The organism is Nocardia mangyaensis (assembly GCF_001886715.1).
GTDB classification, from domain to species: domain Bacteria; phylum Actinomycetota; class Actinomycetes; order Mycobacteriales; family Mycobacteriaceae; genus Nocardia; species Nocardia mangyaensis.
Window position 1 is genome coordinate 5,111,441 of the sequence record NZ_CP018082.1, and the last position, 13,916, is coordinate 5,125,356.

At 69.7% G+C, this 13,916-nt stretch carries 15 protein-coding genes and 1 pseudogene; 4 read left to right on the forward strand and 12 right to left on the reverse strand.

Annotation, left to right across the window (positions count from 1 at the left end; translation table 11 throughout):
- Positions 1-10: 10 nt before the first annotated feature.
- A pseudogene (locus tag BOX37_RS35985) lies at positions 11-191 on the forward strand (hypothetical protein); the annotation flags it as partial.
- 225 nt (positions 192-416) lie between these two features.
- Here the strand turns inward: BOX37_RS35985 and BOX37_RS23270 are convergent.
- A complete protein-coding gene (locus BOX37_RS23270) occupies positions 417-1,721 on the reverse strand; it encodes a putative glycoside hydrolase (RefSeq protein WP_071929490.1) in 1,305 nt (434 codons plus the stop codon).
- Between the two features lie 156 nt (positions 1,722-1,877).
- Between BOX37_RS23270 and BOX37_RS23275 the strand changes: the two genes are divergently transcribed.
- A complete protein-coding gene (locus BOX37_RS23275; protein WP_071929491.1) occupies positions 1,878-2,879 on the forward strand; it encodes a polysaccharide deacetylase family protein in 1,002 nt (333 codons plus the stop codon).
- Positions 2,880-2,881: 2 nt separating this feature from the next.
- On the opposite strand, the gene BOX37_RS23280 is transcribed toward BOX37_RS23275, so the two are convergent.
- The gene (locus BOX37_RS23280) at positions 2,882-4,150 is read right to left on the reverse strand and encodes an outer membrane protein assembly factor BamB family protein (protein ID WP_240505025.1); all 1,269 of its coding nucleotides are present in this window, start codon (positions 4,148-4,150) and stop codon (positions 2,882-2,884) included.
- 164 nt (positions 4,151-4,314) lie between these two features.
- On the opposite strand from BOX37_RS23280, the gene BOX37_RS23285 reads away from it, so the two are divergent.
- Entirely contained in the window at positions 4,315-5,064 is a 750-nt protein-coding gene (locus tag BOX37_RS23285; RefSeq protein ID WP_071929493.1) for an acyltransferase, read from the forward strand.
- Between the two features lie 47 nt (positions 5,065-5,111).
- Positions 5,112-5,648: a DUF1697 domain-containing protein gene (locus BOX37_RS23290; RefSeq protein ID WP_071929494.1), complete on the forward strand. Its 537-nt coding sequence runs from the start codon at positions 5,112-5,114 to the stop codon at positions 5,646-5,648.
- A 30-nt stretch (positions 5,649-5,678) separates the two neighbouring features.
- Here BOX37_RS23290 and BOX37_RS23295 read toward each other — a convergent pair whose 3' ends face one another.
- From BOX37_RS23295 to serB, 10 genes are all read right to left on the reverse strand, one after another.
- Positions 5,679-5,885, reverse strand: coding sequence for a helix-hairpin-helix domain-containing protein (locus BOX37_RS23295; RefSeq protein WP_071929495.1), 207 nt, complete (start codon positions 5,883-5,885; stop codon positions 5,679-5,681).
- Positions 5,882-7,180: a THUMP-like domain-containing protein gene (locus tag BOX37_RS23300; RefSeq protein WP_071929496.1), complete on the reverse strand. Its 1,299-nt coding sequence runs from the start codon at positions 7,178-7,180 to the stop codon at positions 5,882-5,884. Before BOX37_RS23300 ends, BOX37_RS23295 begins: the two co-directional genes overlap by 4 nt.
- Positions 7,181-8,158, reverse strand: coding sequence for a class I SAM-dependent methyltransferase (locus BOX37_RS23305; RefSeq protein WP_071929497.1), 978 nt, complete (start codon positions 8,156-8,158; stop codon positions 7,181-7,183).
- Positions 8,159-8,357: 199 nt separating this feature from the next.
- Positions 8,358-9,134, reverse strand: coding sequence for an enoyl-CoA hydratase-related protein (locus BOX37_RS23310; protein ID WP_071929498.1), 777 nt, complete (start codon positions 9,132-9,134; stop codon positions 8,358-8,360).
- Positions 9,135-9,143: 9 nt separating this feature from the next.
- Positions 9,144-9,950 carry an NUDIX hydrolase gene (locus BOX37_RS23315; RefSeq protein ID WP_071931809.1) on the reverse strand — a complete coding sequence of 269 codons (807 nt, stop codon included), beginning with the start codon at positions 9,948-9,950 and terminating at the stop codon, positions 9,144-9,146.
- A 128-nt stretch (positions 9,951-10,078) separates the two neighbouring features.
- Positions 10,079-10,912: an ABC transporter ATP-binding protein gene (locus BOX37_RS23320; RefSeq protein WP_071929499.1), complete on the reverse strand. Its 834-nt coding sequence runs from the start codon at positions 10,910-10,912 to the stop codon at positions 10,079-10,081.
- Positions 10,913-10,930: 18 nt separating this feature from the next.
- Entirely contained in the window at positions 10,931-11,089 is a 159-nt protein-coding gene (locus tag BOX37_RS34215) for a hypothetical protein (protein ID WP_156910505.1), read from the reverse strand.
- Positions 11,090-11,231: 142 nt separating this feature from the next.
- On the reverse strand, positions 11,232-12,020 hold the full coding sequence (locus tag BOX37_RS23325) for a peptidyl-tRNA hydrolase (protein ID WP_071929500.1): 789 nt from the start codon (positions 12,018-12,020) through the stop codon (positions 11,232-11,234).
- Positions 12,021-12,093: 73 nt separating this feature from the next.
- Positions 12,094-12,528, reverse strand: a complete 435-nt coding sequence (locus BOX37_RS23330) for a protease inhibitor I42 family protein (RefSeq protein WP_071929501.1) — start codon at positions 12,526-12,528, stop codon at positions 12,094-12,096.
- Positions 12,529-12,608: 80 nt separating this feature from the next.
- Positions 12,609-13,832, reverse strand: a complete 1,224-nt coding sequence (serB, locus tag BOX37_RS23335; RefSeq protein WP_071929502.1) for a phosphoserine phosphatase SerB — start codon at positions 13,830-13,832, stop codon at positions 12,609-12,611.
- Positions 13,833-13,916 lie beyond the last annotated feature (84 nt).

Sequence of the window (13,916 nt, forward strand, 5' to 3'; positions counted from 1 at the left end):
CACTACCCCGGCAACCGACGCGACACACTTCCCCCGCATCATCGCGGCACGACAAAAGGTCGCCACCGCAGAAGCCGAGTTGCGGGCCGCAGTCCGCGAAGCGCATGCGGGGGGGGAACTCCTGGACCGTCATCGGAACCGCATTGGATACAACCCGGCACGCTGCGTTCCAGCGGTTCGGCAAAGCTTGACCGGTCACACCACAAGTCCCGCGTGAGTCGACGACGAAGCTGACTCACGGGAGCTGGCGGAGGCCCCTCACAGGAGCCCGTCGGGGTGACCCGCGCAGTCCGCTAGCGCCCCGACCACCCCTGGCAGCGGTGTCGCCACTACCAAACGGCCGGTGCGCAAGACCAAGCCTGATCCCAACAGAACCCGTCGAGTGAACGCGCTCGACCGCACTCAGCGGTCGGGACCTATCGGGCGGCGACGGGTTCGATGCCGCCGCGGTGGTAGCGGGTGGCGGCGTTCCAGAGGAAGAAGCTGTCGATGCCCGCGTCTCGGGTGGCGTCGATCTGGGCGCGGATCTCGTTGTCGCCGTAGGGGACGCCGAGGCTGAAGTCCTGGAGCCAGGGGATCACGGTGGCGCCGGTGTTCGCGGTGACGGTTTGGAAGTCTTGGAGTGAGCGGAAGGTGATGTCGTAGGGCTGGGCGTTGGGGTTGGCGACGCCGTATTCGCCGGAGTTCCAGTGGGAGGGGTAGACCATGGGGGCGACGAAGTCGACGCTGCGGGACATGAGCGGGATGTCCTGGGCGATCTCGTCGGGTCGGGTCGAGGCGATACCGTAGACCGCGGCGCTGAGGTGGGCGCCCGCCAGATGCACCGGATACCGGCTCTGGGCAAGGAAATCCGCGACCGCCTGGGACGGGGTGCCGGTGAGTCCGGCGAAACTCATGCTGTTCAGGCTGCCGTCGGGACGGCGGACGTAGTCGTACATGACGCCGTCGAAACCGAGCTGCGCGGCTTCCACCGCCAGATCGATGTTGTATCGGCGCACCTCGGGATGGGCGAAATTGGTGAAGGCGATCGCGCCGTAGTGGCTGGAATAGGGTTGCCCGGAAGGGTTTTGGACGACCCAGTCGGGTCGGCCGTGGCGCCAGGCCCACGCGGCCACCGTCGGATCACGGAACGCGACGATGCGGCCGACCACCTGCACGCCGAGATCATGCAGGTGCGCGAGAGCCGCTTTGGCATCGTAAATCGTTTCGACCGCACCGGATTCGCGAGCGAGCGGCACCTGGGAGTCGTAGCCGACGACGCCGTCCTCGTCCTTGATGTCGAGCTGCACGGTGTCGATACGGCCTTCGCGGGCGAGATCGAGCACGGCTTCGCGCAGCCCCTCGTGTGACCAGGCATGCGCGGTGACGTGCACCGCCCGCATCCGCGGCAGCGTGACCGCGGTGACGACGGCGCTGCTGCTCTGGTTCCCGGCAGCGTCCACCGCGACGACCTCGACGGCGGGCGCCCACGGCACCTCGATCTCGAAGGAGCCGTCCGGATCGGGCGTCACGCTCACCGAGCCGATGAAAACACGCACCGCGTCGATGGTGTTGCCGCGCACCACAACCGGTGCACGATAGGAGCCTGTGGGTTCTACCGGGAGCACCTGCAGTGCCGGCGGCGCGGTATCCGCCACCGGCGTGCCGCCCGATCTGCTCAGCGCGAATCCGGCCGACAACGCGACCACCACCACGGCGAGAACCACCCCGACGACGATCATCACCGATCGTCGTCGATCGACCGACCGGAGTCGCAAACCCAACGCCCACACCAACTTCCACTGTTGTCGTCAGGCCACTATCTCGCAGATCGAGGATCCGCCGCCGGATATCGAAAGATCGAGGGAAAACCTTTGCCGCCGCGTAATATCGCCACGATGGCAGGTGGTTCGAACACGATGATCCGAGTTGCGCCCGCGCTCCTGCTGGCCGCGGCACTCACCGCCTGCACGGCACCGGCGCAGAGCGAGCAACCGCCCGCACCGGCGACGACAACGACACCGGCACCACCGAATCCGGCCGAGATCGCCGCCAACGAACTGGGACTCGTCCCGGTGCTGATGTATCACCAGATCACCCCGCATCCGGCAGGCGAGTACGACCAGACCCCGGCGGAGTTCCGCGACGAACTCGAACGGCTGCACCGCGAGGGCTACCGACCGGTGACCGCCGCCCAGTACATCGCCGGCGAGCTCGACCTACCGGCCGGCACCCATCCGGTGGTGCTCACCTTCGACGACTCCACCCGCAGCCAGCTCACGTTCACCGACACCGGGGAGGTGGACCCGGACAGTGCCGCGGGCATCCTCGCCGAGTTCGGCGCCCGCTACCCGGATTTCCGACCCGTCGCCACGTTCTACGTCAACAACGAGCCCTTCGGCGGTGACCCGCGCGCTCTGCCCTGGCTGGCCGCGCACGGCCACGAGATCGGCGCGCACACGGCCGCTCACGCCCACCTGGCGAGCCTGGACGCCGACAACGTGCAGCGCGAGTTCGTGCAGAATGTGCGCGCGGTGACCGCGGCCGCGCCGGAGGTGACCGTGCGCACCATGGCACTGCCGCTCGGCATCTATCCCCGCGATCACGCCCTGGCAGCCGCGGGCAGCTGGGATGGCACGTCCTACGCCTTCGACGCGGTGATGCTGGTCGGCGCGAATCCGGCCCCCGCGCCGTACGGCGCCGTCGACCGGGCCGCCGTGCCGCGCATCCGATCGGGTCTGGGCGCGGTTCCGTTCGATTCCGCCTACTGGTTGGACTGGCTCGCCGCCAACCCCGACCAGCGTTACACCGCCGACGGCGATGCCACGCGCATCTCCTTCCCCCGGCACCTCGCGACAGAACTCGATGCTCGCTGGGCGGACCGGGCCAACCCGTACTGAGGTCAGGCGGGGGTGAAGGTGAAGATCTCGCCGAGGCGGGTGGCGACGACGATCTCGCCCTCCGGACCGATCGAGGTGCCGGTGGTGGTGCCGGTGGCACCGGGGAGGGGGTCGGAGTCGACGGTGTTGCCGTTGCGGGTGTCGAAGGTGATCAGGTTGAGGCCGGGGCCGATGGCGGCGACGGTGTAGCCGATGCCGCCCGCGGTCTGGGCGGGCGTGCCGCGCAGGGCGAGATCCTTGCGCTCCCAGATGATCTCGGCGCGGTCATCCTCGTCGCGCAAGGCCGTCAGGTAGCCTTCGTCGCCCGCCGGGATGATCAGGCCGTCGGCGACGGCGATGCCCCCGACGGGGGTCCAGCCGAGATCGTGGGTCCAGCGGGTGCTGCCATCGGAGGTGTTCACCGCGATCAGGCGCCCGCTGTTGTCACCGACGTAGACGGTGTCACCGTCGGCGGACAGGGCGGGGCTGGTGGCACTGCCGCCGGTGAGCATGTCGGCGCTCCAGTCCTGGGTCACCTTGCCCTCGGCGTAGCGCATCGCGCGCAGCGAGGCCGCGCCATTGCCAGGCTGCCACACGGTGACGAAGAAGCGGCCGGTGGCCGGGTCGACGGCGGTGGTGTTGGCGACCGCGCAGCGCGGGCCGCCGGTGCGGCAGTCGTCGAGGCCGTCGCCGGAGGCAGGGCGCGTGAGGCGGGGGAACCGCAGGAAGTCGGGTTCGCCGAGCAGTTGCAGGGTCGGCACCTCGCGACCGCCGGTCTGACGGCTGAGCACATCGACCTGACCGGACTGGGTCACGGTCAGCAGCTTGCCGTCGCCGGTGAACTGGATCGCCACCGGGACCCCGGCCACGGGCGTGCGCCAGCGGGGCTGACCGAGGTAGTTGAACGAGTTGACCGCGCCGTCGTCACCGACGTAGACGTTGGAGACCTGGTCGACCACGGTCGGCGCCTCGATCGTGGACGGCCCGAGCGGGTTGCAGAAGCGTTTGCGGCCGGTCAGCATCTGGAAGGAGAAGATCGCGCAGTTGCCGGTGCTCGTCGTGACGAACATCTGGCCCTCTTCGCCGATCGTCAACGGCTGGGCGATCGGTCCACCCACCGGACGCGACCAGCTCAGTGACACCGACTCCGCACCGCTCACCGGGCTGGTGCCACCGTTGCGGCCGTCGTGATGGACCGCGGGCCAACCCTTTCCGGCGCCGACCGTGATGTCGTCCACATCGGTGCCGCAGCCCGCCAGCGCCACCACACCGGCGGCAGCGAGCGAGGTCACGACACGAGTCCGAGTTCGCACCTGCTGATCTCCCTGTGTCATCGAGCCAAGGATCGGGGTATGGCACGGTAAGTGTGCGCTCCGAAAGTACTCTGTGTACCCGATGACCGAATCCCCGGGTGCTTGCCCGACGGATCGCCGTTCCATTCTCGAGGGAGTAGTTCGTGACGAGCATGTGGGGCGCGCCACTGAGCGCGCGCTGGCGTGGATCACGCCGCCGCGATCCGCAGCAGGCGCGGTTTCTGACCAGGGACTCGCTGCGCTGGGTGCTCGCCAACCGCGCCTACACCCCCTGGTACCTGGTGCGGTACTACCGGCTGGCCAAGTTCCGGCTGACCAATCCGCACATCGTGCTGCGCGGGATGGTGTTCCTCGGCCGCAATGTGGAGATCCACGCGACGCCGGAGCTGGCTCGCATGGAGATCGGCCGCTGGGTGCACATCGGCGACGGCAACGCCATCCGCTGCCACGAGGGTTCGCTGCGCATCGGCGACAAGGTGGTGTTCGGCAAGGACAACGTCGTCAACACCTACCTCGACATCGAGATCGGTGAATCGACCCTGGTCGCGGACTGGTGCTACATCTGCGACTTCGACCACAAGATGGACGACATCACGCTGCCGATCAAGGACCAGGGCATCGCGAAGAGCCCCGTGCGGATCGGACCGGACACCTGGATCGCGGCCAAGGTGACCGTGCTGCGTGACACCCGCGTCGGCCGCGGCTGTGTGCTCGGCGCGCACGCGGTGGTGCGCGGCGATGTCCCCGACTTCTCCATCGCGGTCGGCGCACCGGCCAAGGTGGTCAAGAACCGCAAGGTCGCCTGGGATGCCACCGCCGAGGAGCGCGCTGCCTACCTGGCGGCGCTGGCCGACATCGAACGCAAGAAGAACGCCGCCAGCAACGCGAACTGAGCCTGGACGTACCCGCCGTGTCGGTGCCGGTGGGTACGGTCACAGCCATGAACAGCTATGCGGCGTTGCTGCGTGGGATCGGGCCATCGAACCCGCAGATGACCAACGACAAATTGCGTGCGGTGTTCACCGGCCTCGGGTTCACCGACGTGGGCTCGGTGGTGGCCAGCGGCAACATCGTCTTCCGCTGCGCCGACACCGACGTCCCGGCGCTGGAGGACCGCATCCAGGAGGCCCTCAACGCCGAGCTGGGCATCCCCGGCGGCACCATCGTGCGCTCGCGGGAGGAGCTGCGGGCTCTGCTCGACAGCGACCCCTTCCCCGGTCTCACCCACAGCCGCGGGACCTACCTGATCGCCACCTTCTTCAAGGCGCTCGAGGCGCCCGCCGAGATCCCCGATTTCGACGATCCCCTCGCCCGGGTGGTCGGTGTCGACCGTGCCGCGCGTGCGGTCCTGGCCGTCGTCGACAACTCCGTGGGCAAGACCCCCGATTTCATGGCGTGGCTGGAAAAGCAGTACGGCAAGGACATCACCACCCGCACCTGGCTCACGGTCCAGCGAGTGGTCAAGAAGATGGGCTGATCCGCGATGGCGGGCCTCGGGACAACCGCTTCAGGCGGCGAAGGTGAGGCCGCGGGCAGCCAGTTCCTCGGTGAGGATGCGAACGGCTTTGGGGCCGACGCCGTGGATGGCGAGCAGGGTCGCCGCGCTGACGGTGCTGAGGTGGGCGTAGCGGGTGTACCCGTGCGCGGCCAGTTCGCGGGTCGCGACCTTGCCGATCGTCCGCGGGAACTCGGTGTCGACGGTCTCGTCGGTCATCGGCGTCCTTTCGATGCGTGCGCGGTGCACAGGAACACTGTCCCCGCGCGGCCGACTCGGGTGATCACCAGGGTGTAGGGGCGGGTGCCGCGGAGTTTGAGTTTCTTGCGGAGGGCGTCCGGGTCGATGTCGATGCCGCGGACGAGGATTTCCAGTGCTCCGCAGTCGCGGCGGGCGAGTTCCTGGCGCAGGGTCTTCTCGCGGAGGTCGAAGCGGTCTTCGATGCGGAAGCCGCGGACGCCGGACGGGACCGTGTCGCCGGTGAGGTAGGCGATGTGGGGATCGAGTTGCCAGAGGCCGTGTTTCGCGGCGTAGTGGCGGACCAGACCCGCGCGGACGACGGCGCCGTCGGGGTCGATGATCCAGTCCCCGGGGGCGCGCTCGGGGATGTCGCCGGGGTCGGCGTCGGTGAGCGTGATCGCGGCGCCGCGCGAGTCGAGGACGGTGGCGCGGCGGGTGATGCCGTCACTCAGACCGGGCGACCAGAGGCAGGCTTCGCGAACGGCGCCGTCGAGGGAGACGATCTCTACTTCGCCGTCCCAGCCGAGCCGGTCGAAATCGAGGCCGGGGGCGGATTTCACGGCGATGTCGCGGCCCGCGTAAGCGGCGAGCAGGTCGGGCAGCGGGGGTTGGAGTTTCGCCGGATCGTAGGTGCGGCGGCCGTCGGCGCGACGGGCCGGGTCGGCGATGATCACGGTGTCCTTGCTGATCGGCGTGCGGGCATCAGCCCTGGCCAGCAGGATGTTTCGGCTCCGAGCCGCGGTGTCGGCGAGATCGGGCTCGCTGCGGTCCCCGGCGACAAGGCCCCGGGCGAGCCGGTCCGTACCGGCGACACGAGCGACTCCGGTCCCTCCGACATCCGACAGGGGCGCGACGCCGAGATTGTGGGCGGCCATGGCCAACCGCACCTCGTCGAGATCGCTGCCGATCACCGCGGGGCACACCGCAGCCAACTCGGCCAGTTCCGCACCGATCGAACAGGTGACGTCGTGCACCGAACGCCCGGCCAACCGGGCGGCCCGATGCCGGGCCACCAGCGCAGGCGTGGCCTGCTGCAGCGCGTCGTCGGTGAACAGCCAGTCCGCGGCCGCGGGCAGCTTCACCACGGCCTTGCGACGCAAGCGCACCGTCTCGATCAGCGCCGCGGCCTGGTCGCCGAACGAGCGACGCACCTGCTCGATGTCGCGCAGGTGCGTCGCGGGGGTCAGCTCCAGCCGGTCCACCTCGGTCAGCGCGGCGCGTCCTGCCGCGCTGCCGAGGTAGGCGACGTCGTCGCGGCCGAAGCGGTAGCCCACCTACTTCTGCGCGGCGCCCGGCTTCACGCCGGTGATCATCGCGTTGTAGAAGAACTCACGCGGGACGACCTTGCGCAGCACGTTCTCGTCGAGCCAGCTCAGGCCGAGCCAGGCGCGGTACTGCGCCATCCGGTAGCCCATGGTCAGCTTCTCGTCCGGCACGGCCGCTTCGAAGGTACGCACCGGCCAGCCCCAGAGGGCGGCGGCGAATTCTTCGGTGGTGGCCTTCACATCGACGGCACCGGCCGAGGACGCCATCTTCTCGAGGTCGCTCGGGTCGAAGGTGTGCAGGTCGACGACGGCCTCGAGCGCGGCGGCGCGAGAGGACTCGTCCAGTTCGGTCTGCGGACGACGCCAGCCGGACAGGAACGGCAGCTTGGTGATCTCGGTGGTCACCTTCCAGGTGGCCTGGCCGAGCTTGCGGGCGTAGAGGTTGCCGACCGTGGTCGGTTCACCGGCGAAGACGAACCGTCCGCCGGGCTTGAGGACGCGCAGGCACTCCTTCAGCGCCAGTTCCACGTCGGGGATGTGGTGCAGCACGGCGTGGCCACAGACCAGGTCGAAGGTGTCGTCGTCGTACGGGATGGTCTCGGCGTCGGCGACGCGACCGTCGACATCCAGGCCGAGGTGCTCGGCGTTGCGCAACGCGACCTTGACCATGCCGGGCGAGAGGTCGGTGACCGAACCGGTCTTCGCGATGCCGCCCTGCATCAGGTTGAGCAGGAAGAACCCCGTGCCACAGCCGAGCTCGAGCGCCCGCTCGTAGGGCAGCGGGGCGGGGCCGACGGCGAGATCGAATCGGCCGCGGGCATACGCGATACAGCGTTCGTCATAGGAGATCGACCACTTGTCGTCGTAGGTCTCCGCTTCCCAGTCGTGATAGAGGACCTGGGCGAGCTTGGTGTCTTTCAGCGCTGCTTCGACCTCGGCCTCGGTGGCGTGCGGGTTCGGCGCCGGGTCATCGGGGTGAACCGTCATAACAGCGCAGCTTACCCGCCGCCCCGAATCTTTTGCCGGGGCTCCCGACGTGACAATTCCGGCATCGGGCATGCGGTCCCAGCGAGACCTGTTCGAGGTGGCCGGGGAGTTACCCATGTATTCGCGAGATCAGCACTTACCTCCGGCCAGGAGCCTCGGAGTCGGCCGTAACTCACGGTGAAGTTCACCGGGATTCCGTCTACCGTCCGGTGAAGACCGCGCTGTTCGGGCCCTCGGCGGCATAGGTGCGGGTGCCGACTCGGGTGTCGTCGGTCTCGAACAGGGCCGACCATTCGGTGACGGCGGCGGAGTGACCGTGGGGGCCCGCTTCGAAGACCGCTTTGGCCGCGGCGAGGGCGCGGGGGGCCGCGGTGACGAACTGGGCCGCCCAGGTGCGGGCGGCGGTGAGGACGTCGTCGGGCGGGACGACTTCGTCGACCAGGCCGAGGGCGGCGGCCTCCTCGGCGTCGACCAGCCGCCCGGTGTAGACGAGGTCTTTGGCCCGGCTGGCACCGATCAACAGCGAGAGCCTGCGGATGCCCGACAGCGGGATCAGGCCCGCTTTGATCTGCGGCAGGCCGAGCTTGACGTTGTCACCGACGATGCGGTGGTCGGCACCGAGCGCCAGCTCGAGGCCCGCGCCGAGGCAGTAGCCGGTGATCGCGGCGACGGTCGGCTGCGGGACCCGGGTCAGGCAGCCCAGCGCGGCCTGCAGATCGGCCGCCATGGCCGCGGCCTGCCCGGCGTCGAGCTCGGCCAGCTCGCGCATCTCGTCGCCCGCGCTGAACACCCGCTCGTCGCCGTAGACGATCAGCGCGGCCACCCCGGGATGCTCGGCCACCGTGGCGGCCGCGGCCGCCACCTCGCGGGCCAGCTGGGTGTCGACGAGGTTCATCGGCGGGCGGTCGATGCGCAGCAGCGCGACGCCCCGCGTTGTCGGCTCGGCGGGCAGCTCGATGGTGACGAATTCGGCCATGCGGCAAACCTACCGGCCGCGCAGTGCGCCCAATTCGGGCAGCTCCGCGAAATACCGTTCGTTGTCGGGGAAGTCCGAGAGCGGATGGCCCGCGGCGCCCGGGGAGTACTTCGGCATGATCGGCTCGATCACCCGTTCGCCCGCCAGCACGGCGGTGGTGTCGGCGAAACCGCGCAGCGCGTCGAGCTGCGACCAGGTCGGCGGCATCAGCACGTGCTCGCCCGCCCGCCAGCTCGCCAACGCCTGCTCCGGTGTCCGCCAGGCCACGTGGGCGGCCTCGGAGGTGGCACCGTCGGCGTCCTGGCCGTGCGGGAGCACGGCGACGAAGAAGCGGGTGTCGTAGCGGCGGGGCTCGGCCTCGGGAGTGATCCAGTTCGACCACGGCCGCAGCAGATCGGCGCGCAGCACCAGGTTCTCGGCGGCGAGGAATTCGGCCAGCGAGAGTTCGCGGCACTCGAGCTTGCCCCTCGCCGCGCGGTAGCGCGCCGAATCCTCGACGACCGAATCCGGGGTCGGCCCGGCCAGCAGGACACCGCATTCCTCGAAGGTCTCGCGCACCGCCGCAGCGACCAGGGCCTGCGCGGTCGGCTCGTCGGTGGCGAAACGCTCGGCCCACCAGGCGGGTTCCGGTCCGGCCCACGCGATGTCGGCGGTCGCGTCGGTGGCGTCGACGCCACCGCCGGGGAATACGGTGACCCCGCCCGCGAACGCCATCCCCGTGACCCGCCGCTGCAGGAACACCTCGATGCCCTCGGCGGCGTCGCGCACCAGCATCACCGTCGACGCGTCGCGCGCCTGCACTCCGGACTCACTCATGACGTTCCTCTCCACCGCTCGCGCGATCACCATTGATCGCAGTCGAACGCCGCGACGTCGACCTGCCAGCACCCTAACGCGTGCTTGGTTCCTATCGGAACGGGAGCTGTCCGGGGACCGGGACAGGTTCAGGCGCGGCGGTGCTGCCCCGAGCGACGTGCCCGGCGCGCGAACCAGCGCCCGTCGACCCGGTCCAGCGCGATGGACTGGCTGAACGCCGCACTGAGGTTCTCGGCGGTGAGCACGTCCTCGAGCAGTCCCTGCCCGACGACCTCGCCCTCCTTGAGCAGCAGTGCGTGGGTGAACCCCGGCGGGATCTCCTCCACGTGGTGCGTCACCAGCACCATGGCGGGTGCGTCGGGATCGGCGGCCAGATCGCCGAGGCGCTCGACCAGTTCCTCTCGCCCACCCAGGTCGAGACCGGCGGCGGGTTCGTCGAGTAGCAGTAGCTCCGGGTCGGTCATCAGCGCACGGGCGATCAGCACCCGCTTGCGCTCGCCTTCGGACAGGGTTCCGTAGGTGCGGTCGGCGAGGTGTTCGGCGCCGAGGGTCTCCAGCATGTCGACGGCGCGTTCGGTATCGATGTCGTCGTAGCGTTCCCGCCAGCGGCCCAGCACCGCGTAGCCCGCCGACACGACCAGGTCATTGACCTTCTCGTCGACCGGGATGCGGCTGGCCACCGCCGCCGAGGACAGGCCGATGCGCGGGCGCAGTTCGGTGACGTCGACGCGACCGAGCGTCTCGCCCAGCAGGTTTGCCGCGCCGGAGGTCGGATGCACCTCGGCGGCGGCCATTCTCAGCAGCGAGGTCTTACCGGCCCCGTTGGGGCCGAGCACCACCCAGCGTTCGTCGAGCTCGACCTGCCAGGTGACCGGGCCGACGAGCGTTCGGCCCGAGCGGCGGATGGTGACGTCGGAGAAGTCGATGAGCAGATCGGGATCGGGTTGCGACACGCGCTCCATCTTGGCCCACGCGGGCGCTCAGTGGAACGACCGGCCCGTGTGGGATTCGTCGGTTCGCCGCGCGCAGCGATCGCGGTCGGGGTCGATCCCGCTGCGCAACATCCGCGCCGCAACGAACGACACCGGGATCGACAGCACCAACCAGACGAGCAAGATCACCACAATCGTCATCGTCATCGCGGAACCTCCGTGTGCCTCGATGTGGGTCAGCAGTCGGTTACCTATACCCCCGAGGAAACACCAGCGCCCCGTGTTGTGGCGGCGGGTCGCGAAAACCGCAACCGAACCGTCGAATCCGCCCCGCGCGTGTCGCCGAGGTTCAGCGGCGCGGCGCCACGGCGATCACCGTCATCGAACCGGGGGCCACCTCGGTGAATCCGGCGTCGCGCACGGCCACCGCGCGCCCCGCCGCCACCTCGGCCGACACCTGGGCCCACTGCCGCTCGTCGGCATCGCGCACCGCGCACCGGAATTCGCGGTCGGCCCACGCCGCGGCGGCCGCGACGGGCAACGCCCCGGCCAGCAGCATGCTCGCGTGGCCTACCTGGGCGGCGGCCTTGCCGACCGACATCTCCAGCGCCGCGTTCACCCACAGCACCGGCAGCTCCGGGTCCGGCGGGCCCGGGTCATCGTGGGCGAGGTCGGTACCACCGATCTGGAGTTTGCGGATTCGCGGGTCGATCGCGCCGATCGGTCCCGGCACGAACGCGCGGGCCTGGGCGCCGTCGACCTCGATGGTCACCCCCTCGACCTCGCCCGCAGCCACCCACTGCGCCCCGCGGGCCCGGCGCGCGACCTTCCTGATCCGCGACCGTTTCCACGCCAGATACCGCGCGGCCCAGTCCCCGCCCGGCCCCGATCGCGAATCGAGACACACCGCGACGGCGGCGGCCGCCGCGGCCGCCAGCAGCGCGCTGCGCGCGGGCGGATCGACCTTCGGGATGTGCAGCACCATCTGCATCGCCTGGACGAGCGCCGGGTCGTCGGGATCGCCGTTGCCGCCGTACCCCCGCGCCAATTCCGCGTGCCGCACGGCGAATTCGGCTGCCTCGTCGCGCTCGTCGACCCGATCGTGGATCTCCACGCTGCTCGACTCCGCGCTACCCATAGCCACCCACCCGATCCGATCGACGCCACCCAGTCCGTCGACCAGCCTAGCGAGCGGCACCGCCCCGGTTCGACTACGAGACGCGGACGTCGACGACGAACGTGGGATCGGGCTCGACCGGCGGTGCACTGGCCGGGGCGTAGACGAACTCGAGCGTGGCCACCCCCTGCTCGATCGCCCGGAACGGCCACACCGTGGTCTCGCCCTCGCTCTCGGGCCCGCCGTCGGCGATCAGGACGCCCTCCGCCTCGTTCACCATCCCCCACTGCTCGGTGGCCGCCGGGTCCTGCGGCAACCGCACGACCAGACGCTGCCCCACGATCAACTCCACAGTGCTGCCGTTGGCCGACTGATCGATCGTCATCGGACCCGCCGCGGACTGCGGCGTCGTGCCCCTAGTGGTGGTGATGACGACATCCGTGTCCGCCGAGTCGTCGTCAGCACCACATCCGGCGAGCAGGGCGCCCACCGCGGCGACGGCGACCAGGACGAGCGAGGACCTACGCACAACAGCCTCCCGGTGACGAGAAGTGACGACGATTCGGATACTCGCCCGTCACTCTATGTCCCGAGATCGCGATTGGACCCCTACCGACCGAGCAGCGGCACCCGCCGCACGCCACCGTCCCGAGCGTCGGCGGCTTCGACCTCGTCGCGGGTGACACCCAGGATGAACAGCACCGCGTCCAGATACGGATGCGACAGGGCCGTATCGGCCACCTCGCGCAACGCGGGCTTGGCATTGAACGCCACCCCCAGCCCGGCGGCATTGAGCATGTCGATGTCGTTGGCGCCGTCGCCGACCGCCACGGTCTGTTCCATCGGCACGCCCGCCTCGGCGGCGAACTTGCGCAGCGCGGTCGCCTTGAACGCCCGGTCGACGATCTCGCCGATCACCCGGCCGGTGAGCTTGCCGTCGACGATTTCCAGGGTGTTGGCCTGCACGAAATCCAGTTCCAGCTCGTGCGCGAGCGGCTCGATCACCTGCCGGAACCCGCCCGAGACCACACCGCAGCGGAATCCGAGCCTGCGCAGCGTGCGGATGGTGGTCCGGGCGCCCGGGGTGAGTTCGATCCGGTCGGCGACCTCCTCGATCACCGACTCGTCGAGCCCCTCGAGGGTCGCCACCCGCTGACGCAGCGATTCGGCGAAGTCGAGTTCGCCGCGCATGGCCGCCTCGGTGACCTCACGCACCTGCTCCTCGACGCCGGCGTGCGCGGCGAGCATCTCGATGACCTCGCCCTGGATCAGCGTGGAGTCCACGTCGAAGACGATGAGTCGCTTGGCCCGGCGGGCCAGCCCGGCCCGTTCCACCGCGATGTCGACCTGTTCGGCGACGGCCACGTCCGCCAGGGCGGTACGCAGGCGCGCGTCGGTGTCGGCGCCGGAGTCGGTGGCCGAGACCAGCAACTCCATGCCGGTCACCGGGTAGTCGGCGATGCCGCGAATGGTGTCGATATTGGCGCCGAGGCCGGCCAGCAGCCGCGAGATCGCGCTGAACGCGTGCGCGGTGACGGGCGCGCCGAGTACCACGACGGCGTGCGTGGACATGGGCGGTTTGCCGATCCGCGCGTCGACCGACACGTCGACCTGCATGCCGACGGTGTTCATCGCCTCTTCGAGCTCGTCCTGCAGCGCCTCGGGGTCGTTGGGGCACGACACCAGCACCCCGAGGGTGAGCCGTCCCCTGATGACCACCTGTTCCACGTCCAGCAGGCTCACCTGATGCCGTGACAGCGCCGCCAGCAACACCGACGTGACGCCGGGTCGGTCGGGGCCGGTGACGGTCACGAGAACTGTGGTGTCGGCCAAGTCGGTTAACTCCGTTCGAATACCCACAAAAAGAGTGTGCACCTGCTGGTGAACCCAGCAGGTGCACACCCTGGTCCTACGGTG

Bases quoted from the DNA above. Each gene is read 5' to 3' on its own strand.
- BOX37_RS23270 (WP_071929490.1), bottom strand. From the start codon at position 1,721: ATGATCGTCGTCGGGGTGGTTCTCGCCGTGGTGGTGGTCGCGTTGTCG.
- BOX37_RS23275 (WP_071929491.1), top strand. From the start codon at position 1,878: ATGGCAGGTGGTTCGAACACGATGATCCGAGTTGCGCCCGCGCTCCTG.
- BOX37_RS23290 (WP_071929494.1), top strand. From the start codon at position 5,112: ATGAACAGCTATGCGGCGTTGCTGCGTGGGATCGGGCCATCGAACCCG.
- BOX37_RS23295 (WP_071929495.1), bottom strand. From the start codon at position 5,885: ATGACCGACGAGACCGTCGACACCGAGTTCCCGCGGACGATCGGCAAG.
- BOX37_RS23305 (WP_071929497.1), bottom strand. From the start codon at position 8,158: ATGACGGTTCACCCCGATGACCCGGCGCCGAACCCGCACGCCACCGAG.
- BOX37_RS23310 (WP_071929498.1), bottom strand. From the start codon at position 9,134: ATGGCCGAATTCGTCACCATCGAGCTGCCCGCCGAGCCGACAACGCGG.
- BOX37_RS23315 (WP_071931809.1), bottom strand. From the start codon at position 9,950: ATGAGTGAGTCCGGAGTGCAGGCGCGCGACGCGTCGACGGTGATGCTG.
- BOX37_RS23320 (WP_071929499.1), bottom strand. From the start codon at position 10,912: ATGGAGCGCGTGTCGCAACCCGATCCCGATCTGCTCATCGACTTCTCC.
- BOX37_RS34215 (WP_156910505.1), bottom strand. From the start codon at position 11,089: ATGACGATGACGATTGTGGTGATCTTGCTCGTCTGGTTGGTGCTGTCG.
- BOX37_RS23325 (WP_071929500.1), bottom strand. From the start codon at position 12,020: ATGGGTAGCGCGGAGTCGAGCAGCGTGGAGATCCACGATCGGGTCGAC.